Raw genomic sequence first — 20584 nt, forward strand, 5'->3', positions numbered from 1 at the left:
AGCATGTCGGTCCATGACGAAACATCGCATGCGGACGGCCCCGGCATCCCCGGCCAGGCACCGGGCCTGCCTGGCGGCGCTGCTGCTGACCATTGCCGGCTGCAGCCCGCAGGACGCGTCATCCCAAAGGAGCGAGGGCATGTTCGGCCTGTTCAAAAGCAAACCCGCCGCGCTGGCCTCCGCCGTGGCCCCCGAGGTCGGGGCGCCGCTGAAGCGCGAGGCGACGTTCATCGCCACGCCCACGCCGCTGCCGGCCGCCGCCTACAACCGCTGCAAGCCGGTGGGCGTGTCCGGAGAGCCGCCGAACGCAACGTTCCGGCCCACCGCCGTCGATGGGGAATCCTCGCCCGGCTTCCTCGTCGCCGCCCACGGCAGCCGGGCACCGCTCGCGCTGGTGAACCGGATGACCGACAAGCCGGCGTTCGAGATCTGGCAGATGCAGGCGGCCAAGGAACAGACGTTTGCCAAACAGCTGCCGTTCACGCTGGCGCCGGAGCAATCGACCTGGCACTCGTTCACACTGGACGATGCGGCCTGCCTGCCGGGCGACCAGATGCTGCTGGGCGTGAGCTACCGCGCCCCCGTGCCTCGCCAGGCGCTGTTCCTCTACGACCTGGCCGGCCAGCGCTTCAAGAGCCTGGGCCCGGCCGAGCTGGATACGAGCAAGGGCCTGCCGTTCCGCATCTTCGAGACCTGGCCTGTCGCCGCGAATGCCGCGCTGGTGCTGTTCCACACGGAGCAGCAGCGCCTGAAGGCCGAGGTCTACGCCAACCATTACGACCACCTCGTGCTGTTCTCCGACCGCCACCCCCAGGGCCTCGAGGTGCTGAAACTGGGGCTGGACGACGGCAACGTGCGGCGCTGGGCCATGAATGGCAAAACCCTGTGGCTTGACACGGTGGACCTGCGCACGAACGCCACGTTCGTGTTTTCACTGGACCTGTCCAAGCTGATCTGAACGGCCGCCCACGCGGCGAACGACAACTCGCGCCTTCGTGCGCTCCGGAGACCCCCATGCCTTTGGAAGACTGCCTGACGCCCACCGAGGCGTCGTACATCGCGACGAATGCGTACTTCACGCTGAAGGACTGGATCAGCGGCCAGCCCACGGCAGGCGTGGAGACCCGTGCCAACGTGCAGAACCGCGTGATGGGCCCCGGCACGGCCGGCGTCGTCAAGCCGGGCGACGCCAACACGTCGCTGCAGCACACGGCGCTCAGCAGCGGCGACCTCGGCAAGATCTTCTCCGGCACCACGGGCGCCGGCACGCAGACGGGCTTCGGCTACCTGCTGCAGTTCAAGCAGGGCTCACGCCGCCACATCGTCGTGGCCACGCGCGGCACGCGCCCCGAGCTGGGCGCGCCCGACCTGCTGACCGACGCGCGCGGCGCGATGACGAGCTTTGGCGACTACGGCCCGGTGCACAAGGGCTTTCGCAAGACCTTCGACAGCTGCATGACCTCCATCGGCACCGACGAGCGCCTCATCATGGACGCCGACGTCGTGCACTGCGTCGGCCACAGCCTGGGCGGCGCGGTGGCCACGCTGGTGGCGGCCCACTTCGCCGCGCGCAAGAAGGACGTCAAGCTCTACACCTTCGGCAGCCCGCGCGTCGGGGCGTTCGGCACGTTCGCGGCGTTCCACGCCGCCATCAAGAAGGACAACATCTTCCGCGTCGCGCACGACCTCGACCCGATCTCGCTCGTGGGCCCCTACCCCTACATCCACGTCAACCCCAGCCCGACCGATCCCAACAACTTCACGCTGCCGTCACCGACCGGCGAGCTGTTCAGCACCGCCAACCACGACATGAACCGCTACATCACGTCGGTGGGCGCGGGCAAGGGCGGCACCTGGAATGCCGTGCGCGGCTACGCCCAGCAGACGGACCACGACAACGCCGTGCTGGCCAAGTGGCTGCTGCATGCCGACAACGACCCGGGCTGGGTGCAGTACGCCTCAGCCAAGACGCTGGGCATCCTGTTCAAGCTGTTCTCGCATGTGCTGAAGAACATCAGCACCTCGCTGATCCTCGGCCTGTCGGCGGTGGACCTGCTGGCCGAGATGCTGCTGGCCGGCATGGCCCGCGCGCAGGCGATCGCCAGCCAGGTCTACACACTGCTGAAGCACGCCGCCACCTGGGCCGGCATCACTGTCAGCGCTGGCGCCGACTTCACGGCCCAGATCATCCGCCGCATCCTCGACATGATGCTGAGCAAGCTCGCCCAGATCGGCGCGCTGGCGCTGACCATCGGCTCGCGCGGCCTGCTGCCGCTGCCCCTGATCATCGCGGGTGGCTGGGCGCTGGCCCAGGCGCGCGTGTTGTGATGCCGCCGCTGACGGCCGAGCAGCTGGCCTACGTCGTCACGCACGGCGAACTGCTGGCGATGCTGTCGCTGCAGCGCCTTGAGGCGATGCTGGATGCCGGCGCCGAAGCCCCCGCGCCGTCAGCCGAGGAGCTGGCGGCCGCCGAGGCTGCCACGATGGCCGAACTGGCCCGGCAACAGCAGCAGTGGCTGGCGCAGGCCGGCGGCACCGCGCCGGCGGCCGAGCCCGATTTCCTGTTGCAGGCCGCCCCGCTGTCGACGGCAGGCATCGACATCGGCGAGCAGATCGACTCAGCACTGGCCGTCGCGTACGCCGAAATCCCGGTGAGGGCCCAGGCGCTGCAGGGCGTCGATACGACCAGCCTCGCGCCGGCGCTGACCGCGCTGCCCGAGGCGCTGCCGCCCCTGACCGGAGCGCTGGACACCGCAGGCATGTCGGCATGGCTGGATGCTCATGACGCCGGCGATCCGGCGCTGGAGCGGCTGATGGCCGCAGCCGGTGAACTGGCAGGTTCGGCAGGCTGACGCTGCCGTCCCGGAGATTGCGACAGGGATGCCGCAGGCGCTCTTCCTGAAGGCGGTGTTCCCGAGCTAGCCGTGGCGCGCCGGCAGCGGAGTGCCGGCGGCGAGCGCATCGAAGACCGTCTGCGGGTCGGCCTGGCACCAGTAGCGGAAGAACACGCGGGGCTCACACCCGCTGAAGAAGCGCTCGACCGTTTCGCCAGCTGGCGCGAGAAAACGGGGCGCCGCCCACTGCTGGGCGACAACCGCCAACGGCGACCCTCCGTATCCGCCGGCCTGCACGATCCATGTGGCCTGGCCGCCGGCAATGCTGGCCAGCCGGCAGGCCGTCAGGGCGATGCGAACCAGCTCCTGCACCGAGGCCTGCGGCGGCACCGCGAAGGCCACCTCGTGGAGCTGGCAGTCGTCGCCGGCGCTGACGCTGTCGCGGTCGGCAGTGAAGCGCCGGTCGGCCCGCGCTGAAGCTGTCGGCTGGATGCTCTCGGTCTTGATGTCCACGTGGCCTCCTGCGGCGCAACTGTAGGCCGGCGCGGGCAGGCGCGAGCGGATGCCTGCTACCCCGTCGCCCTGGCGGTGCGCCGCTTGAAGCCCGCCAGCGCCAGCAGCCCGCCCAGCCACAGCAGCACGGTCGCGGGCTCGGGCACGGCCGACACGTTCAGCTGCAGGCCGCTGCTGCCGAACGCCAGCGTCGTGCCGGCCGGCGCGCCGTCGACGACCCAGTGCACGCCGGGCGCGAAGCTGCAGCCGCTGCCGCAGTCCAGGAAGCCCAGCGTCTGCGCCTGTGTCGTTACGACGCCGCCGCCGATCTCGAAGCGCACCGTCGCGCCGTCGAGGAAGCTGATGCTGGCGGCGCTGACGCGGTCCCAGGCCAGGCTGCCATCGGCCAGGCGCTGGACCTGCAGCTCCAGCTCGCCGTTGTTGCCCAGCGTCAGCGCGCCGTTGATCGTGAAATGACCGGGGCTGTGGCCAGGCCGGAAGCTGGCGATGCCGGCGCCGCCACCAACGAAGACGTCGCCGTTGATGAGGCCGTTGCCGTTGAGCACGCCGCCGCTGAGCGTCAGCGTGTTGCCGACGCCGGTGTCGAGGCTGCCGTCCACCGTGAGCAGGCCGGCCTGGCTGTCGAGCCGATCCACGGCCATGGCCGCGCCAGTGCCGACGATGAGCGTGCCGGTGTTGGTCAGCTGCCCGCCGCCGGACCAGTTCGCCCCCGCCAGCAGCTCCAGCCGGCCTGCATTGGCAAAGACGGTGTTGCCCTGCCAAGTGCCGCTGACGCTGAAGATGCCGCTTGCTCCGTTGGTGACACTGCCGTCATGCTGCCACTGGCCGTTCACCCACAGCTTGCCTTCGTTGTCCAGCATCGATCCCGGCGCGCTGACCGCTACGCCGTTCAGCACGAGCTGGCTGTCGACGCCGTTGCCCAGGTAGCCCTGGTGTTCGAGGCGCCCGTTGATCGTGATCTGTCCCGCCGCTCCCTGCAGGTTCTGCAGCGCGCCGTCGACACGGGTGAGGCTGTTGCTGCTGTCGCTCCACCGGGCGAAGTTGTTGAAGGTGCCGCCGATGTTCAAGACGCTGCCCGCCCCGCCGCGGAAGTACTCGCCGCCGCTGGCCAGCACCGCACCAGCGGCCACCCGCACTTCACCGTCGTGCTGAAGGCCACCGGCGTTGATGAGGAGCACACCGCTCTGCACCTCGAGCCCGGCTAGGCCGGCGACGAACATGCGCGTCGACGGATCGCCGTACTGTCCCAGCACCGTCATGCCACGCAAGATGACATGCCCATGGATGTCATGCTCACCGTTGAAGGTGATCATCCCGGCGGCGCCCGTGGACTCGAAGACCCCGTCCGTGTGCGTGCCGCCACCGCTGAAGCGAAGATTTCCTTCGGTGCTGACCCGCCCTTCGTTGTTGAACGCAACGCTGACCACGCTTTCACCCGTGCTCGCCGCCTTCACGAAACTGGCGCCCTGGTGATTGATGAACAGCGATGCCTGCGTCGGGTCGTTGTCGGCGACGCCGCTGTCGTCGAGCAAGTTGAAATTGGCGCCGCTGGCGTTGTGAAAGGTCAGTGTCTGGCCGAAAGTGGCGCGCTCCAGCGCCAGTCCGCCGCCCTGCACGTTGAATGTGCCGGCATTGGTCACGGTCAGGTCGGCCCGGGCTGCATAGAAGAGCAGATAGCCGTTCTGCACATCGGTTCGGCCATTGAGCCCGATCGTGAAAGGGGAATTGGGGGCCAGATCGTCGGGGCCGTGCGCAAAGAACGCGCCGGCAAGCGTGTGCCCCCGGCGATCAGACAACGGGCCTTGGTGAGTGACCGGGTTGCTGCTGGGACCGGCCGCAAAATCGGTGGTCACCAGCGAGAGCGTGGCACTGGCATGGTTGTCCAGCCTGACCGTTCCGCCATTGATCGGGCAGCCCCACTGACCGGACGACGAGAAGACCACCACGTCGCCGGGGAATGTGGGTACGGTGCAGAACATCGTCTGTGACAGCGCCGGGCTCGCCGCCAGCACCAACAGTGCCGCCAGCGCTGCCCGTGTGGTGAGGGGCATGCCGCCGCCATGGCATCTGGTTCGAGCTTCGCTTGCGCGCGAGGATGCCAGGCCTGGAACAATTTTCATGATGACGCTCTGTTGTGTGAATGAAGACGGCGGACGCCGAGACCGTGTCTCGGGCCTGCCGTGAACCCGGCTAAATCTCGGCACGGCGGCGCGACAGGCGCGGCAACAGCACACCCAGGCCGGCTATCAGCAGCATCCAGGCCTGCGGCTCGGGCACAGGCTGCAGCGTGTTGCTGAAGGTCAGCGTTTCGGTGCTGCCGGCCAGGTTCCAGGTGGCGTACTCGACCTGCCCGTCGAGCACGAAGCTCAGGAACCCGCGCGGGTCGTTCTGGCCGACCCCGTACCACACGGGGCCATCGAGCAGCGTCGCGCTGCCATCGGCCGCCACCGTCTGCAGCGAGACCTGGCCAAAGCCGAAGCTGCCCGAACCGGCGGTGAGCCAGGTGAAACTGTCGCCCGACTGAGGCCGGTAGCCGTTCACGAGGTTGAAGACGAGATTGCCGTAGAAGTTCAGCTGCCCCGTCACGGCCAGCCGGCCCGACGCGCCCTTGCCGGCGATGTCGATGACGAGGGTGGCGTACTGGTCCGCCGGGAGCGCGGTCAGGTCGCCATCGATGGTCAGCAGCCCGCCGGCACCATGACCAGGCTCGATGGTCGTGCCGGCCACCGACACGCCGTTCATCCACGTGCCGTCGACCAGGGTGTAGCCCCCCTGCGCCCGCACGATCCCATTGCCACCCAGGCCGCCGCCCTGCAGGAAGACCGTCCGCTGGGCGAGCAGGCCGTCCACCATCGTGCTGCCGCCATTGCCCTGCCGGTACAGGCCCGTGCCCTGCAACTGGCCGGCGCTCGTGACCTGGAAGCTGCCACCGTCGTTGTTGATGGTGCCGTTGTTCTGCAGGCTGGCGGCGTTGATGAAGGCGCCCTGGTTGAGCAGCGTCGAGTTGCTGGCGTTGGACCAGCTGCCGTTGTTGGTCATGCTGGCACCGGCCCGATTGACGACCTGGGCGCTGCCACCGTTGCCATAGTCGTTGCCGCTGGTGAACGTGCCGTCGGCGTGGTTGACGAAGGTGCCGGCGTTGTCGATGACGCCATCGCTGTTCAGCAGTCCGCGGTTTTGCATGAAGGCCTGCGCACCGTTGGTCAGCGTGCCCACGTCGGCGTTGTAGAGCGCCGCGCCGACGCGGTTGTAGAAGCGGCCGGCGTTGTTCACGGTGTCCGAGTTGACGAAGCCGTTCGCGAGGTTGTAGGCGTAGTCGCCAGCCGCGATCTGGATCGCCCCCTGGTTCCACCAGCCGTACTGGCCAGCGGCCTGGATCTGGTAGGCCAGCGAGTTGGCGAAGGACAGCGACAGCGAGCTGCCGTCGTTGGCCACCTGCGCCTGCCACTCGGCGCCCAGCCCCTCGACGGTGTAGCTGACGTAGTCGCCATTGGTGATGCCGCCGCTGGCCGTCAGCCAGGTCAGGCCGGCGTCATCAAGATCGGGCGGTGCCGCGCCCTCCCACTTGATCGTCACCATGTGCAGGTTGTCGTTCGCCGACGCGTTGAAGCTCACGGCGCCGTTGACCACGAGGCGGTCGTGCACGACGGGGTCAACCACCTCGATCACCATCTGCGGGTGCAGAGACGGGTCGTAGTAGACCTGGCCGGTGAAGTTGACGTCGCCGTTGATGGTCAAGGTGCCGGGTGAATTGCCGGGCGTGATCTGGCCGCTGGCGCCGATCGTCACGGGCCCATTGAACTGCCCCAGCCCCGCCAGCTTGCCACCCTCGATGTCGATGCCGCCGGCCTGGTTCAAGCGGCCATCCACGCGCGTGAGGCCGTCGTACTGGACGAAGCTGCCCTGGCCCGTCATCACGTCGCCACTGCGCAACCACACGGTGCCTGCCTGGTTGACGAACTGGCCGTCGTTGCGGAACTGCCCGACGTACAGCGTGCTGTTGTCCAGCGTGAAAGTGCCGCTGGCGGTGTTGTTGATGTTGCCGAGGTTCTGCAGTTGCAGCGGGGTCGCGCTGTAGCTGATTTCGAAGGAGCCGCTGTTGACCAGGCTGGCGCCGACGCCATTGATCAGGTTGACTGTCGACATCGTGCCCGCATTGCTGATGACGCCGCCGTTGATGTTGCTGAGCTGGCCCATGTCGATCTGACTGCCGGCGCTGGCGGTGAGGAGGCCTCCGTCATTGAGCAGAGCACTGCCACTCAGGCCGCCGCTGTTGCTCAGGCTGCCGCGGTTGGTGACGCTGTCGGCCGCCAGTGTGCCGCTGGCATTGCTCAGGCTGCCGGTGTTGGTCAGGGTGTCGACGTGCGACCACCCCGAACCCAAGTTGGCGAAGCTGCCATGGTTGACCAGCGCGACCGTGCCCGACTGGGCCCGCTGGTGCAGCGACAGCGACTGGCTGGTCAGCGTCGCACCGGCAGCCACGGTCAGCGTGGTGTCGCCGTAGAAGCCCACGTCGGCGCCGAGCGTCGTGTTGCCGGTGAAGACATGGACGCCGCCGAAGTCCAGGCTCGCGGCCTGCGCGAAGCTGCCGCTGTGCGTGCCACCGCCCAGCAGGCGCAGCGTGCCCGACTGCACCTCGACGCTGCCACGGTTGTTGAACGCCGCGGTGATGGTGGCCACGCCGGTGCCCGCCGACTTCCTGAAGACACCGGCGTTGTCGAACAGCGAGACCAGCGCGCCACTGGCAGTTCCTGTACCGCTGATGTTGAAGTCGCCCTGCAGGTCGAAGGTGGCCCCCGCCAGGTTGGCGAAGGTGGCCTGCGTTGCGAACTGCAACGTGCCGCTCCTGAGCTCTGCCAGCCCGTGGTTCTCGACGCTCGTCGCGGCGCCGTAGAAGCCGATGTACGCGTTGCCGCCATCGAAGGTGATGCCGCCCAGCGCACGCAGGCCGCCCGCGGTGCCGATGCCGCTGTTGCCCTGCACGAGCAGCGGGCCGGCGACGTCCACCGCTGCGGTGCCGTACAGCGCGCCGTTGGTGAGCGTGGCTTTAGTCACCTGCACGCGCCCCGGGCCGTTGAAGTAGGCCCGCCCCCCGGTCGCGACCAGCTCGCCGGGGTCGGCCGTGCTGGAGAACACGGCGTTGTTGAGCAGCACCGTCTTGCCGGCGCGGTAGCTGGCGCCGACGTCGTTGTAGAAGCCCCAGGCGTCGGCATAGGGTGCATAGGGCAGCTCCGACACGAAGGCACCGCCGAAGGTGACCGTGCCGCTGCTGCTGATGGACGAGCCAGCGGCGAAGCGGTGGTAGCCGGCGAACTGCATCTGCGACTGCGCGCCGCCCGCGAACGACGCGCTGCCGTTGTGCTCGCCACCGGCCATCGCGTAGAGGTAGCCATTGGTGCCGATGTCGATGGAGGCCTTGTTGCGCAGCAGGGTGTCGATCTCGATGCGCGGGCTCAGGCCGGTGGCCGTGGACAGGCTCAGCGCGCCGAGGTTCTCGAAGCTGCGCACCGCGCTGTAGCCGTTGCCACCATGGGTGCTGCCGTAGTTGTTGATGGTCAGCCCGCCGGTGAGGTTGCCGCGGTTGGTCAGCACGGCATCGTCGTAGAGCGTGAAGCTGGCGCCCGCGCTCGCAGCGCCGTCGAAGGTGACGTGCTGCGAGTCGGCCAGGCCGAAGCCGGTGCCGGCATGCACCAGCGTCGCACCCGTGCCGCCGATGACGCCGGAGCTGGGGAAGACGGCGCCGGCGACGTTGGCGAGCTGGTTGATGAAGCCCTGGCCGTCGATGAGGATCTTGCCGCCCAGCTGCAGCCGGTCGATGCTGGCGCCCAGCGTGTGCAGGCTGTAGCCGTTGGCCAGGAACAGCGAGCCACCACCACCCTGGCTGATGGAGTTGTAGACCCCGCCCGGCTGCGCTGCCGTGGTCCCGCGGATGGGGCTGCCCCACAACTCGACGTTGACCTGGGCCGTGGACGTGATGTGAACGTCGTCGCCGGCGCCCGGCAGCGTGCCGCCCCAGTTGCCCGCATAGCCCCAGAACGACAGCGTGTCGCAGGTCAGCCTGCCGGCGTTGTTGATGCCTGCACAGTCCAGCGCGTCGGCCACCTCGCCGCTCGGGTTGAAGCGGTTCGTCGCGTCGTACCAGAAGAAGATCGGCGCACCGCCGGTCCAGGTCACGTCCAGCGCACGGGCCGGCGGGCTCAGCGGGGCCAGCGCGGCCAGGACGGCCAGGGCGATGCGGCGGGGCCGATGGAGGGAGGGCAGCTTGGGCATGGTGGTGGCTCTCAGGATCGTCGGAATTCAGGCAGCGAGCTCGCCCAGCCGGGCGGCGATGGCGGCAAGGTTGTTGCGCGAGGGGCTCAGCCGGCTGCGCAGCGCATCCACACAGGCCTGCAGCGCGCCGTCCTGCGCGGCCTCGCGCAGCGTGCGGCGGAACTGGGCGGGGTCGGCCGACAACAGCGCATGGCCCAGGCCGGCCGCCTTCAGCCGCAGCGCGGCGACGGTCTGCTCGGCATGCAGCGGCAGCGTGACGAGGCGGCGCCCCTGCTCCAGCGCCCAGGCCATGGTGCCGGCGCCTGCGTGGCAGACGACGAGGTCGGCCGCGGCGGTCACGTCGGCCATGTCCAGCCAGTCGGCCGTGAGGTGCAGCGTTGGCGCGGCCAGGCTGCGGCGCGTCGCCTCCGGCAGGCCGGCGACATGCACGAGGCTGGGCCAGCGCAGCCGCACCAGCTCGGCCAGCAGCTCGGCCAGGCGCGGGTAATCGGCCGACAGGTAGGCGAACACGCGCGGCCCGTCGCCCGCCGGCCAGTCGGCCGCGCGCCCGCCGCCGTCGCCGGCGGCATAGAAGCCCCAGTAACGGGCCGGGCCGCGGCCGGGGTAATGGTCCAGCTCGGGCGTGGTCGTCAGGAACTGCTCGTCCAGCTCGAAGAGGTCGGCCACGCGCGCCAGCGGCGCCACGCCACGCTGGCGCAGGGCCTCGTTGATGCAGTCCAGCACGCGCGCCTCGATCGCCGCGGGCCGCGCCGGCGCCACGCGGTCCCAGCTGCGGAACACGGGGCAGGGTGCCACGGGCGGCGGGCAGAAGAAGCCCGCGCCGATGCAGCAGCGCTTCAGACCTGCGCGGCCACGACTGGCGAGCAGCAGCGTGGGCGCGTGGTCGGCCACGAGGACGTCAGGGCGGGCGGCGTCGAGGATGGCATCCCACGCACGCAGCCGCGACAGCAGCGCGTCGCGGTCGTGGAAGCCGGCCTCGAACAGGATCTCGGCATAGCTGGCCGGGTTGGGCAGCAGGCCGGCCGGCTCGGGCACGGGCGACTGAAAGAGCTGCACCGCCGGGCCGAAGCGGGCCTGGGCCGAGGCCAGCCGACGCAGCGCCAGCGTGACACGTTCGAAACGCCCACCCAGCGCCGCCAGCAGGCCGCGGGCGAGCTCCAGGTGACTCGCGCCGCCACCCAGCTCCCAGCCGTAAAGCAGGCCTTGGGTCATGAATTGGCGCGGCGCCGCACCAGCCAGCCGATCACGCCCAGGCCGGCAACCAGCAGGGTCGTGGGCGTGGGCTCGGGCACGGTCGTGACGACGCCGCTGAGCGTGGCCGAGCCGGACGCGAAGCTCGCACTCAGGCCCTGGGGCAGCGCGATGCCCGTGATGCGGGCCGTGTGCGAGAAATCCTCGCTGGCCGCGATGGCGCCACCCTGGCTCGACGTGGCATAGACGATGAGGTCGCCGTACAGCGTATAGGTCTCGCCCGGCATGACCAGGGCCGTGCCACTCAGCTGGCGCTGCAGGCTGCCCGCCAGGCTGCCGGCTGTCGCGACAGCAGACAGCACGCTCTGCGAGTGGCCGGCGTGGTCGACCAGCGCGAGCCCGAAGATGTACTCGCCGAAGGGGTCGGCGCTGCCGTCGATCTGGGCGCTGAAGGTCACGGAGCGCGCGGCGCCGGCCGGCACACCGGCGTTGGCGTTGAAGCTGACCTGGTCGTTCCAGAAGGCCTGGCCCGAGCCGAAGGCCTGCGTCTTCACCGTGCCCGTGTGCCCGGGGTTGAGCGCGTTGCTGGCGTCCAGCGTGTAGCTGCCGATGACCTGGCCCGTCATGCTGACCGAGGCCTTGTTGACGCCGTAGTCGGCCTCGCCATAGCCGTTGATGTGCAGGCTGGGGTCCAGCGTCCCGGTCTGCCCGTGCAGGAAGGCGCTGCTGACCTGGCCCGGCGTGTAGTTGCCCCAGTTCGCCGCCGTGGCGCCGACCTGCTTCCCAGTCTCGACCATGTAGTCCGCCTGGAAAGCCGGGCCCAGGCCGCCGTAATCCGGCCAGCCGACCAACTGACTCTGCAGCCCGGCGTTGTTGTACAGCCAGGTCGTCGTGCCGTACTCGGCCGTGCCGTAGTGCACCATCGAGAAGGGGGTGTTGAGGGGCGGCCCGACGCTGGTGGTGGTGCCGTCGTCCCACTGGATGGTGGCCTGAGTGAGCCCGCTGGTGCGGGCCTCCAGGCAGGAAGACACCGCGAGCGCGTTGCAGCGCACGCCGGCTTCGGCCACGCCGGCATGCAACGCCGCGACAAGACAGCCGGCCGCGCAGGCCGACAGGCGAAAGGGTGAAGGCAGGTTCATGTCGTGCTCCCTGATCAAACCTGGCGCCCCCTCACGAGCGGGCCGCCCAGCACCGCTGCCGCGGACCTTTCCGGTCATCGCAGGCTCGCGTCGTGCTGGTCAGGGTTGTAGGGCGACGACCGTCGTGGCGGCGTTGAGCCACCGCAAAGTTGTCACCTGTAGCGGTGATGGCCCCCCACGAACTTGGGAGCGTGTTCCGACAGCTTGCCGTCAGGCCCGCCCGGTCGGGGAGCCACTCAGCGCCAGCCTCAGCCTGCGCTGGCCGCCGTCAGCCGCTGGTACTTCTGCAGCAGCGTCTCGCGCGTCTCGACGTGGGCCGGGTTGACGGGGATGCAGGCGACAGGGCACAGCATCACGCACTGCGGCTCGTCGAAGTGGCCCACGCACTCGGTGCACTTGGCCGGGTCGATCTTGTAGAACTCATCGCCCATCGAGATCGCGTTGTTCGGGCAGGCGGGCTCGCAGACGTCGCAGTTGATGCATTCGTCAGTAATCATCAGCGCCACGATCAGCCCTCCTTCTTGCAGCGCTCGTTGAGCCGCGCCAGCACGCCGGGCGACACGAACTCCGCCACCTCGCCGCCCAGCGTCGCGATCTCGCGGACGAAGGTGCTGGACGTGTACTGGTGGTGCTCGCCAGGCGTCAGGAAGATGGTCTCGACCTCGGGCATGAGCTTGCGGTTCATGCCGGCCATCTGGAACTCGTATTCGAAGTCTCCGCCGGTGCGCAGGCCGCGCACGACGACCTTGCCACCGTGTGCGCGCACGAAGTCGCGCAGCAGGCCGTCGAAGGCGATGACCTCGACATTGCCCAGCGGCCCCGCCACCTCCTGCGCCATTGACAGCCGCTCGTCCAGCGAGAACAGCGTCTTCTTGTGGTGGCCCACGGCCACGGCCAGCACCAGGCGCTCGAACATGCCGGCGGCACGGCGCATCAGGTCCTCGTGGCCCAGCGTGATGGGATCGAAGGTGCCGGGGTAGACGGCGGTCAGGACGGTTCGGCTGGTCATCTCAGTGCCGCCCGGCCGCCCGAAGGCAATGAGGCGCCCCCGCGGGGGGCAGCGAGCTGAGCGAGCGTGGGGGCGTGATCATGAAGCCGGATTGTCCTCGCGACGCAGCAGGTGGTAGTGCACGGCGCCGGCACGCCCCTGCCGCAGCACGAAGAATCCCGCCGGTGCAGCGATCTCGCGGGGCGCCTCGACGTAGATCAGCCCGCCCTCGCCCACCAGCGGCACGGCCGCTGCCAGCGCGGCGTCGAACAGGTCGGCGGCGAACGGCGGGTCCAGCATGACGAGATCGAAGCCGCCGCGCGGCGCCGACTTCATCCAGACCAGCGCGTCGGCGGCATGGACGGTCATCATCGTCGCCTTGAGGCGCTGGATGCTGGCGCGCAGGCCGGCAACGAGCTTGGCGTCGCGCTCGATCAGCACGACCTCGGCCGCCTCGCGCGACGCCGCTTCGAAGCCCAGCGCGCCGCTGCCGGCGAAGGCGTCCAGCACACGCCAGCCGGTCAGGTTCTGGCCGAGCCAGTTGAACAACGTCTCGCGGATGCGGTCGGACGTGGGTCGCAGGCCCGGCGCGTCGGGCACGGGCAGCTTGGAGCGCTTCCACTGCCCGCCAATGATTCGAATCTCACCCATGACGGGATTGTCCCGCCATCAGAGCCAGTGCTCGAGCACCAGCACCGCCACCACGGCCAGCAGCGCCCAGAACTCCCGAGGCGTCAGCGAAGTCAGGCGGCGTATGCACAGCGTGACCAGCGGCACCAGCAGCGCCACCAGCGCGAGCCGGTTCCAGGGGCGCCCCCACGGTGAAACCAGTGCCCAGGCCCACAGCGCGAAAGCCATGAAACCCCAGAACTGGCCCCGCGTGGTGAGGCCGCCGATGTGCAGCGCGCGGCGCCAGCCGTCCGCGATGGCCTGCCACCAGCTGCGGCGCTCCTCATCCAGCAACCGGAAGAGGCGCAGCATCAGGCCGGCCAGCATGGCCGCACCGAAGGCCAGCGACAGCACACCCAGCCAGACGCCCCATTCGCCCCAGCGTGACCAGCCATCGCCGCTGCCGAGCTGCCCGCGCCGTGTGGCCATCAGAAAGGCCAGCGCACTTCCCAGTGCCAGCGCCAGGCACAGCCGGGACTGGACCTGCAGCGAGGCGTCGCGCATGGCGAGACGCATCAAGAGGATCAGTGCCCAGGCGCCGCCGGCCATCCACAACAGCAGCGCGGCACGGTCGGCCACCTCGCGGCCGCGACCCACGATGCGCTGGGCCAGCGTGGGTGGCAGGGGCTGCAGCTCGGGCGGCTCCGGCCAGGTGGCCGCCTGCCAGGCGCGACCGGCGTTCTCGGGCAGGCGAGCCTGCGCCCAGCGCCGCTGCCATGCATTCAACGGCTCCTCGACACGGCCCCAGAACTGCCACAGCCAATGGTCGCCGCGCTTGCCGGCGCCCGCCGGGGCAGCGGGCAGCAACGTGGGGGCTTCGCCGCCCCCACGGGCGGCAGCCAGCAGCACAGGCAGCAGGGACTGGCTGCGCGCGTCCGCCGGCGGCTGGCAGAGGACCTCCACCTGAGCGCCGGCCGCCACGGTCTGCCGCCATGCGGCGTGCACATCGGGCGGCGCCGGCTCCGTGGCGCACGGCAGCGTGACGCCTCCGCTCTCGCTGCCGAAACGCAGGCGCAGCTCTGCCAGCGGCAGCGGGTCAGGCGAGCGGTTCAGCAGCGTGACACGCAGGTCAGCCGCCGACGAAGCAGCGTCGGGCCAGCGGACTTGCAGCGCCGCGTTGTAGGCCGCCAGCCAGAGCACGGCCGTGTCGGCAGGTTCGCCAGCGCCTTGCGCGATGGCCTGCCCCACGGTCAGCGGCGCGGCGGCCGCGGCACCTTGCAGCCGCTCGGACTGCAGCCGCCACAAGGTGCGCCGCAGTTGCTCCGCGCGCCCGGCCTGGCCCTGGCTGGCCAGCAGTTCGACAAGAAAGAAGGCGCCGGCAGGCCGTTCACCCAGCCGGGTGGCAGCCAGGGCATCATCAAAGCTGGCGGCCGGAGCCGACGGCGCGGCGAGAACAGAGCCAGTGCACAGCGCCAGCCAGATCCACAGCCAGCGCCAGAGGTTCACCGGCGCACCGGAATCCCGCGCGCCGCCATCAGGGCCTTGGCCTCGCCCACCGTGTGCTGGCCGAAGTGGAAGATGCTGGCGGCCAGCACCGCGTCGGCACCGCCCCGCGTGATGCCGTCGGCCAGGTCGTCCAGCGAACCGACGCCGCCGGAGGCGATGACGGGCACTGGCACCGCATCGCTGACGGCGCGGGTGAGTTCGAGGTCGAAGCCGCTCTTGGTGCCGTCGCGGTCCATGCTGGTGAGCAGGATCTCGCCGGCGCCGAACTCGGCCATCTGCTTCGCCCACGCCACCGCGTCCAGGCCCACGTTCTTGCGGCCACCGTGGGTGTAGACATCCCAGCCCGGGCCGCGCGCGGCGAGGTCGTCGCCCTGGCGGCGCTTGGCGTCGATGGCGACGACGATGCACTGCGCACCGTACTTGTCGCTGGCGGCGCGGATCAGCTCGGGGTCGGCCACCGCAGCCGAGTTGAACGACACCTTGTCGGCCCCCGCGTTCAGCAGCCGGCGCACGTCGGCCACGGCACGCACACCGCCGCCCACCGTCAATGGGATGAAGACCTGGGAGGCCACGGCCTCGATGATGTGCAGGATGAGGTCGCGACCGTCGCTGGTGGCCGTGATGTCGAGGAAGGTCAGCTCGTCGGCGCCCTGCTCGTTGTAGCGGGCGGCGATGTCCACCGGGTCGCCCGCGTCACGCAGGCCGACGAAGTTGACGCCCTTGACGACACGGCCGGCCGTGACGTCCAGGCAGGGGATGATGCGTTTGGCGAGCATGTCAGCGGCGCGTGGCCGTCCAGAGCCGCTGACGCGCCCCCTCGGGGGGCAGCGAGCGAAGTGAGCGTGGGGGCTGCATGTCAGCCCAGCGCAGCCATCAGTTCATCGGCGCGGGCCTGGCCCGCGGCGAAGTCGAGATCGCCGGTGTAGATGGAGCGGCCGCAGATGACGCCTTCGACGCCGTCGCCAAACACCGCGCACAGGCGCTCGATGTCGGCGATGTTGGACAGGCCGCCCGACGCGATGACGGGGATGGTCAGCGCCTGGGCCAGCTTGACGGTGGCCTCGATGTTGATGCCGGTCAGCATGCCGTCGCGGCCGATGTCGGTGTAGATGACGCCTTCGACGCCGTAGTCCTCGAACTTCTTGGCCAGGTCCACCACCTCGTGGCCGGTCAGCTTGCTCCAGCCGTCGGTGGCGACCTTGCCGTCCTTGGCGTCCAGGCCCACGATGATGTGGCCGCCGAAGGCGCTGCAGGCGTCCTTCAGGAAGCCGGGGTTCTTCACCGCGGCCGTGCCGATGATGACGTAGCTGAGGCCGTCGTCCAGGTAGCGCTCGATGGTGTCGAGGTCACGGATGCCGCCGCCGAGCTGGATGGGGATCTCGTCGCCCACCTCCTTGATGATGGCCTTGATGGCGGGCTCGTTGACGGGCTTGCCCGCGAAGGCGCCGTTCAGGTCCACCAGGTGCAGGCGGCGCGCGCCGGCATCCACCCAGCGGCGGGCCATCGCGGCGGGGTCCTCGCCGAAGGTGGTGGAGTCGTTCATGTCGCCTTGCTTGAGGCGGACGCAGCGACCGTCTTTCAGGTCGATGGCAGGGATCAGCAGCATGGCCGGGGGCTGAGGGGCTGGAGAGGAAGGAAGGGGGACGAAAAAGTGCGGACCGTGGAGAAGCGGTCAGGGGTTCCAGTGAAGGAAGTTGCGATAGAGCGCGAGGCCCAGCGCGGCACTTTTCTCGGGGTGGAATTGGGTCGCAAAAATGTTATCCCGCGCCACTGCACAGGTAAAGCGAAGGCCGTAGTCGGTCTCGCCGGCGCTGTGTTCCGGCAACGCGGTCGTCGCGTAGAAGCTGTGCACGAAGTAGAACCAGCTCTCGTCGGGAATGCCATCCCAAACAGGATGCGCACGCGGCTGGTGCACACGGTTCCAGCCCATCTGCGGCACCTTGAAGCGGCTGCCGTCTTCCTGCAGCCGGCCTTCGAGGCGAAAGCGCTGCACGCGCCCTGGGATGAGGCCCAGGCCCGGCGTGTCCTGCTCCTCGCTGTGGTCCAGCAGCATCTGCATGCCGACGCACACGCCCAGCAGCGGCTTGGTGGCGGCCGCTTCGAGCACGGCTTCCTTGGCGCCCGATGCGGCCAGCTCGGCCATGCAGTCGCGCATGGCGCCCTGCCCCGGCAGCACGACGCGATCGGCAGCGCGGATCACTTCCGGGTCGCAGGTGATGGCGACATCGAAGCCCTGCCCCTCGGCGGCATGGATGACCGCCTGCGACACCGAGCGCAGGTTGCCCATGCCGTAGTCGACGACGGCGACGGTACGGGTCACAGCGACCCCTTCGTCGACGGGATCACGCCGGCAGAGCGCGGGTCCAACGTCGTGGCCATGCGAAGCGCGCGGCCGAAGGCCTTGAACATCGTCTCGGCCTGGTGGTGGGCGTTGTGGCCCTTCAGGTTGTCGATGTGGATCGTGGCTAGCGCCGCGTTGGCGAAGCCCTGGAAGAACTCGAAGGTCAGCTGCGTGTCGAAGGCGCCGATGCTGCCGGCGGTGAACTTGACATCCATGTGCAGGCCGGGGCGGCCAGACAGGTCGATGACGACGCGCGACAGGGCTTCGTCCAGCGGCACGTAGCTATGGCCGTAGCGCGTCAGGCCGGCCTTGTCGCCAACGGCCTTGGCAACGGCCATGCCCAGCGTGATGCCGACGTCTTCCACCGTGTGGTGGCCGTCGATGTGCAGGTCGCCCTCGCAGTGGATATCCAGGTCGATCAGGCCGTGGCGGGCGATCTGGTCCAGCATGTGGTCGAAGAAGCCGATGCCGGTCTGCAGCTTGGACTGGCCCGTGCCGTCGAGGTTGATGCGCACCGTGATGCGCGTCTCTTTGGTGTTGCGGGTGACTTCGGCGGTGCGAGGGGTGCTCATGACAGACACGCTTGGAGTTCGGCGAGGAGGCGGGTGTTTTCGTCGGGCGTCCCGACCGTGAAGCGCAGGCAGTTCGCGAGCAGCGGGTGCATGGCGGAGACGTTCTTGATCAGCACGCCGCGCGCCTTGAGCGCCGCAAAGGTGGCGGCCGCGTCCTGCACTCTGGCCAGAATCATATTGCCCTGGCTGGGCCAGGGGCTGATGCCGGGCAGCGCCTGCAAGGCCGCAAACAGGCGCTCGCGCTGCTGGCGCAGTTCGGCGGCCTGGGCGGCGTAGACGTCGGCATGCTCCAGCGCGAAGAGGGCCGCCTCGGCGTTCAGCACGCTGATGTTGTAGGGCGGGCGCAGCTTCTCGATCTGCTCGACCAGCTCGGCCGCCCCCAGCAGATAGCCGATGCGCACGCCGGCCAGGCCGAACTTGCTCATCGTCCGCATGACCAGCACGTTCTTCTGGCGGGCCATCAGCGCGAGGCTGTCAGCGCTCGCGAACGGCTGGTAGGCCTCGTCCATCACGACCAGGCCCGGCGCCGCCTTGGCGATGCGCTCGATGACGGCGGCATCCCACAGCGTGGCGGTGGGGTTGTTGGGGTAGGCCAGGTAGATCAGCGCGGGCTGGTGCTTCTCGATGGCTGCCAGCATCGCCGGCTCGTCCAGCTCGAAGTCGTCGGCGCGCAGCGGCACGCCGATGAAGTCCAGCCGCTGCTGGCGCGCGAAGGCCTCGTACATGACGAAGCCCGGCACCGGGGCCAGCACGGTCGCGCCGGGCCGGGCGACGGCGATGCTGAGCAGGCCGATCAGTTCGTCCGAGCCGTTGCCCAGCGTGACGCCGACCTCGTCGCCCACGCCGGCGTGCCGCGCCAGCGCGCGGGCCAGCTCGGCGGTGCGCTCGGTCGGGTAGCGGTTCAGCGCGACGGCGCCCAGACGCTCACCCAGCTTCTGCTGCAGCTCGGGCGGCAGGCGGTAGGGGTTCTCCATCGCGTCCATCTTCAGCACGCCGTGGCTGGGCTGCACAACGTAGGCATGCGCCGCGCGCACGTCGGGACGGATCTGGGCGAGAGCGGTGTCGAGGGCTGTGGTCATGGGGCGGTGACGAGAGGGTTGAGCACTTGCACGCTGTCGAACTGGGCGTCATGCGGCAGGGCCAGGCTGAGCAGCTTGGTGCAGCCCTGCGCCTTGGCGCTGGCGACGACCAGCGCGTCGGCGAACGGCAGGCCGAAGCGGCTTTCCAGCGACCAGGCGGATTCGACGGTCGCCTGATCGGCCGCCCAGGGCCGCCAGTGCTGGTAGCGGCGCACCTCGGCACGCACATCGCCCTGGGGCATGGGCGGCGTCACCCGCTGCGTGGCCAGCAGGTAGAAGTCGTTCAGCACCTGCACCGACACGCGGCCGGTGCGACCGGCCCACAGCGTGCGCAGCCAGGCCAGCACCTGCTCGCGTTCGGCCGGACGGGCGCCGTCCTCGCTGAACAGCAGCACGGACGTGTCGACGAAGACCGGATCACTCATGTTGTGCTCCGCCCCGGGTAGGGCTGCCCATCGGAAGACCACGACCGCTCGCGGTGCAGCCAGTCCTGCAGCGCGCGCTCGTAGGCGTCGTCGTGCTGCATCTTCTCGGCCAGCAGTTCACCCAGCAGGCGCGAGACGCTGGTGTTGCACCGCGCCGCCTCCAGCCGGGCCCACTCGGCCACGGCGTCGTCCATCGAGACGGTGACGTTCTTCATGATCCGAAGAATACACGAAGTTCGTGTTACACGAACTTCGTGTCGCGTTAACCCTGAGGTCTGAACCAGAGTTCGGGCTGATCGAGCGGCGTCTGCGGCGACAGCAGCGGGTTGCGCAGTTCGATGACCTTGCGCGTGCCGAGCCGGGCGCGGGCCAGGTCGTCGCCCAGGTGTTGCAGGAAGAGCTTCTCCATGGCGCCGCTGGCGCGCAGCCGCTGCAGGCCCAGCTCGATGGCGCGGGCCAGCACGGTGTCGTCGGGCGCGACGAAGTAGTACACGGGCGCCGGATAGTGCAGGCACAGGTTGGGCACGACGACCAGGCCCTGCCCGTAGCGCTCCAGCTCCCACCAGATCTCCTCGACCGAGCGCGGGAAGGCGTCGGCGCGCCCCAGGCGCAACTGCTTGAACATTGCGTCGTAGCTGGGCGAGACGATGACGTTCAACCCATTGGCCTGCAGGATGCTGGTGTCCGGCCATTCGTGGCCAGACACCATGGAGAACGGGCGCAGTTCGTTCAGCGTCTGCACGCCACGCAGGCGCTCGGCGACCTCGGGCGTGGCCAGCAGCAGCCGCCAGCCGAACAAGCCCTTGAAGATCGGCACGCGCACCGGCAGCGCCTGCTGCTCGCGCTCGACGGAGGTCATCGTCCAGACCACGTCGACACGTCGGTGGCGGCCCAGCTCCTGCAATGCGCGGTTCTGCGGGATCAGCTCCGGCGTCGGCTCCAGCACGACCGGCATGCCAGCCGCAGCCAGCGCCTGTTCCAGCAGCACGGCGGCATAGCTCCGGTCCAGCTCGGCCTTGGGCGACACGTGAGGAATGCGCAGGCTGCGCGGCGCCGCGTGAGCGGCCAGCGGGAGCGCGGCCGGGGACAGCAAGAGTTCGCGACGGCGCAGCGGCAT

20 protein-coding genes are annotated in these 20584 nt (G+C 69.5%); 3 read left to right on the plus strand and 17 right to left on the minus strand.

Going from position 1 to position 20584, the window contains the following annotated elements:
* Positions 1–13: 13 nt before the first annotated feature.
* From ACG04R_RS18370 to ACG04R_RS18380, 3 genes are read left to right on the plus strand one after another with little or no spacing between them, the layout of a single operon-like run.
* Positions 14–958 carry a hypothetical protein gene (locus ACG04R_RS18370; protein ID WP_394413981.1) on the plus strand — a complete coding sequence of 315 codons (945 nt, stop codon included), beginning with the start codon at positions 14–16 and terminating at the stop codon, positions 956–958.
* Positions 959–1014: 56 nt separating this feature from the next.
* Complete coding sequence (locus tag ACG04R_RS18375; RefSeq protein WP_394413984.1) at positions 1015–2328, plus strand: lipase family protein; 1314 nt, start codon at positions 1015–1017, stop codon at positions 2326–2328.
* Positions 2328–2852 carry a hypothetical protein gene (locus ACG04R_RS18380; RefSeq protein ID WP_394413987.1) on the plus strand — a complete coding sequence of 175 codons (525 nt, stop codon included), beginning with the start codon at positions 2328–2330 and terminating at the stop codon, positions 2850–2852. The genes ACG04R_RS18375 and ACG04R_RS18380 overlap by 1 nt, the downstream gene beginning before the upstream one ends.
* 66 nt (positions 2853–2918) lie before the next feature.
* Here ACG04R_RS18380 and ACG04R_RS18385 read toward each other — a convergent pair whose 3' ends face one another.
* From ACG04R_RS18385 to ACG04R_RS18465, 17 genes are all read right to left on the minus strand, one after another.
* The gene (locus tag ACG04R_RS18385; RefSeq protein ID WP_394413990.1) at positions 2919–3347 is read right to left on the minus strand and encodes a hypothetical protein; all 429 of its coding nucleotides are present in this window, start codon (positions 3345–3347) and stop codon (positions 2919–2921) included.
* 56 nt (positions 3348–3403) lie between these two features.
* Positions 3404–5398 carry a hypothetical protein gene (locus tag ACG04R_RS18390; protein WP_394413993.1) on the minus strand — a complete coding sequence of 665 codons (1995 nt, stop codon included), beginning with the start codon at positions 5396–5398 and terminating at the stop codon, positions 3404–3406.
* Between the two features lie 139 nt (positions 5399–5537).
* Positions 5538–9617 (minus strand): beta strand repeat-containing protein, encoded by a 4080-nt coding sequence (locus tag ACG04R_RS18395; RefSeq protein ID WP_394413996.1) that lies wholly within the window; start codon positions 9615–9617, stop codon positions 5538–5540.
* Positions 9618–9644: 27 nt separating this feature from the next.
* On the minus strand, positions 9645–10829 hold the full coding sequence (locus tag ACG04R_RS18400; RefSeq protein ID WP_394413999.1) for a glycosyltransferase: 1185 nt from the start codon (positions 10827–10829) through the stop codon (positions 9645–9647).
* Positions 10826–11947 carry a PEP-CTERM sorting domain-containing protein gene (locus ACG04R_RS18405; RefSeq protein ID WP_394414003.1) on the minus strand — a complete coding sequence of 374 codons (1122 nt, stop codon included), beginning with the start codon at positions 11945–11947 and terminating at the stop codon, positions 10826–10828. The genes ACG04R_RS18400 and ACG04R_RS18405 overlap by 4 nt, the downstream gene beginning before the upstream one ends.
* Positions 11948–12195: 248 nt before the next feature.
* A complete protein-coding gene (locus ACG04R_RS18410; RefSeq protein ID WP_394414006.1) occupies positions 12196–12453 on the minus strand; it encodes a YfhL family 4Fe-4S dicluster ferredoxin in 258 nt (85 codons plus the stop codon).
* Between the two features lie 2 nt (positions 12454–12455).
* Entirely contained in the window at positions 12456–12956 is a 501-nt protein-coding gene (coaD, locus tag ACG04R_RS18415; protein ID WP_394414009.1) for a pantetheine-phosphate adenylyltransferase, read from the minus strand.
* 78 nt (positions 12957–13034) lie between these two features.
* Positions 13035–13586, minus strand: a complete 552-nt coding sequence (gene rsmD / locus ACG04R_RS18420; protein ID WP_394414012.1) for a 16S rRNA (guanine(966)-N(2))-methyltransferase RsmD — start codon at positions 13584–13586, stop codon at positions 13035–13037.
* Positions 13587–13604: 18 nt separating this feature from the next.
* Positions 13605–15050, minus strand: a complete 1446-nt coding sequence (locus ACG04R_RS18425; protein WP_394414015.1) for a hypothetical protein — start codon at positions 15048–15050, stop codon at positions 13605–13607.
* A complete protein-coding gene (gene hisF, locus ACG04R_RS18430) occupies positions 15047–15826 on the minus strand; it encodes an imidazole glycerol phosphate synthase subunit HisF (RefSeq protein ID WP_394414018.1) in 780 nt (259 codons plus the stop codon). Before hisF ends, ACG04R_RS18425 begins: the two co-directional genes overlap by 4 nt.
* An 80-nt stretch (positions 15827–15906) precedes the next feature.
* Positions 15907–16656 carry a 1-(5-phosphoribosyl)-5-[(5-phosphoribosylamino)methylideneamino]imidazole-4-carboxamide isomerase gene (gene hisA, locus ACG04R_RS18435; RefSeq protein WP_394414021.1) on the minus strand — a complete coding sequence of 250 codons (750 nt, stop codon included), beginning with the start codon at positions 16654–16656 and terminating at the stop codon, positions 15907–15909.
* A 66-nt stretch (positions 16657–16722) separates the two neighbouring features.
* Positions 16723–17370, minus strand: a complete 648-nt coding sequence (hisH, locus tag ACG04R_RS18440) for an imidazole glycerol phosphate synthase subunit HisH (RefSeq protein ID WP_394414024.1) — start codon at positions 17368–17370, stop codon at positions 16723–16725.
* Positions 17367–17963 carry an imidazoleglycerol-phosphate dehydratase HisB gene (hisB, locus tag ACG04R_RS18445; protein WP_394414027.1) on the minus strand — a complete coding sequence of 199 codons (597 nt, stop codon included), beginning with the start codon at positions 17961–17963 and terminating at the stop codon, positions 17367–17369. The genes hisH and hisB overlap by 4 nt, the downstream gene beginning before the upstream one ends.
* Complete coding sequence (gene hisC, locus ACG04R_RS18450) at positions 17960–19042, minus strand: histidinol-phosphate transaminase (protein WP_394414030.1); 1083 nt, start codon at positions 19040–19042, stop codon at positions 17960–17962. Before hisC ends, hisB begins: the two co-directional genes overlap by 4 nt.
* The gene (locus ACG04R_RS18455; RefSeq protein WP_394414033.1) at positions 19039–19467 is read right to left on the minus strand and encodes a PIN domain-containing protein; all 429 of its coding nucleotides are present in this window, start codon (positions 19465–19467) and stop codon (positions 19039–19041) included. Before ACG04R_RS18455 ends, hisC begins: the two co-directional genes overlap by 4 nt.
* Complete coding sequence (locus ACG04R_RS18460) at positions 19464–19682, minus strand: CopG family transcriptional regulator (RefSeq protein WP_394414036.1); 219 nt, start codon at positions 19680–19682, stop codon at positions 19464–19466. Before ACG04R_RS18460 ends, ACG04R_RS18455 begins: the two co-directional genes overlap by 4 nt.
* A 47-nt stretch (positions 19683–19729) precedes the next feature.
* Positions 19730–20584 carry a substrate-binding periplasmic protein gene (locus ACG04R_RS18465; protein WP_394414038.1) on the minus strand — a complete coding sequence of 285 codons (855 nt, stop codon included), beginning with the start codon at positions 20582–20584 and terminating at the stop codon, positions 19730–19732.

Source organism: Pelomonas candidula (assembly GCF_043555985.1).
Taxonomy (GTDB): domain Bacteria; phylum Pseudomonadota; class Gammaproteobacteria; order Burkholderiales; family Burkholderiaceae_C; genus Pelomonas; species Pelomonas candidula.

What these genes read in the sequence shown, in the direction of transcription:
- hisA (WP_394414021.1), bottom strand. Translation starts at nt 16,656, where the DNA reads ATGCTGCTGATCCCTGCCATCGACCTGAAAGACGGTCGCTGCGTCCGC.
- ACG04R_RS18405 (WP_394414003.1), bottom strand. Translation starts at nt 11,947, where the DNA reads ATGAACCTGCCTTCACCCTTTCGCCTGTCGGCCTGCGCGGCCGGCTGT.
- ACG04R_RS18465 (WP_394414038.1), bottom strand. Translation starts at nt 20,584, where the DNA reads ATGCCGCTGCGCCGTCGCGAACTCTTGCTGTCCCCGGCCGCGCTCCCG.
- hisC (WP_394414030.1), bottom strand. Translation starts at nt 19,042, where the DNA reads ATGACCACAGCCCTCGACACCGCTCTCGCCCAGATCCGTCCCGACGTG.
- ACG04R_RS18460 (WP_394414036.1), bottom strand. Translation starts at nt 19,682, where the DNA reads ATGAAGAACGTCACCGTCTCGATGGACGACGCCGTGGCCGAGTGGGCC.
- ACG04R_RS18400 (WP_394413999.1), bottom strand. Translation starts at nt 10,829, where the DNA reads ATGACCCAAGGCCTGCTTTACGGCTGGGAGCTGGGTGGCGGCGCGAGT.
- rsmD (WP_394414012.1), bottom strand. Translation starts at nt 13,586, where the DNA reads ATGGGTGAGATTCGAATCATTGGCGGGCAGTGGAAGCGCTCCAAGCTG.
- coaD (WP_394414009.1), bottom strand. Translation starts at nt 12,956, where the DNA reads ATGACCAGCCGAACCGTCCTGACCGCCGTCTACCCCGGCACCTTCGAT.
- hisB (WP_394414027.1), bottom strand. Translation starts at nt 17,963, where the DNA reads ATGAGCACCCCTCGCACCGCCGAAGTCACCCGCAACACCAAAGAGACG.
- ACG04R_RS18370 (WP_394413981.1), top strand. Translation starts at nt 14, where the DNA reads ATGACGAAACATCGCATGCGGACGGCCCCGGCATCCCCGGCCAGGCAC.
- hisF (WP_394414018.1), bottom strand. Translation starts at nt 15,826, where the DNA reads ATGCTCGCCAAACGCATCATCCCCTGCCTGGACGTCACGGCCGGCCGT.
- ACG04R_RS18455 (WP_394414033.1), bottom strand. Translation starts at nt 19,467, where the DNA reads ATGAGTGATCCGGTCTTCGTCGACACGTCCGTGCTGCTGTTCAGCGAG.
- ACG04R_RS18375 (WP_394413984.1), top strand. Translation starts at nt 1,015, where the DNA reads ATGCCTTTGGAAGACTGCCTGACGCCCACCGAGGCGTCGTACATCGCG.
- ACG04R_RS18380 (WP_394413987.1), top strand. Translation starts at nt 2,328, where the DNA reads ATGCCGCCGCTGACGGCCGAGCAGCTGGCCTACGTCGTCACGCACGGC.
- ACG04R_RS18395 (WP_394413996.1), bottom strand. Translation starts at nt 9,617, where the DNA reads ATGCCCAAGCTGCCCTCCCTCCATCGGCCCCGCCGCATCGCCCTGGCC.
- ACG04R_RS18390 (WP_394413993.1), bottom strand. Translation starts at nt 5,398, where the DNA reads ATGCCCCTCACCACACGGGCAGCGCTGGCGGCACTGTTGGTGCTGGCG.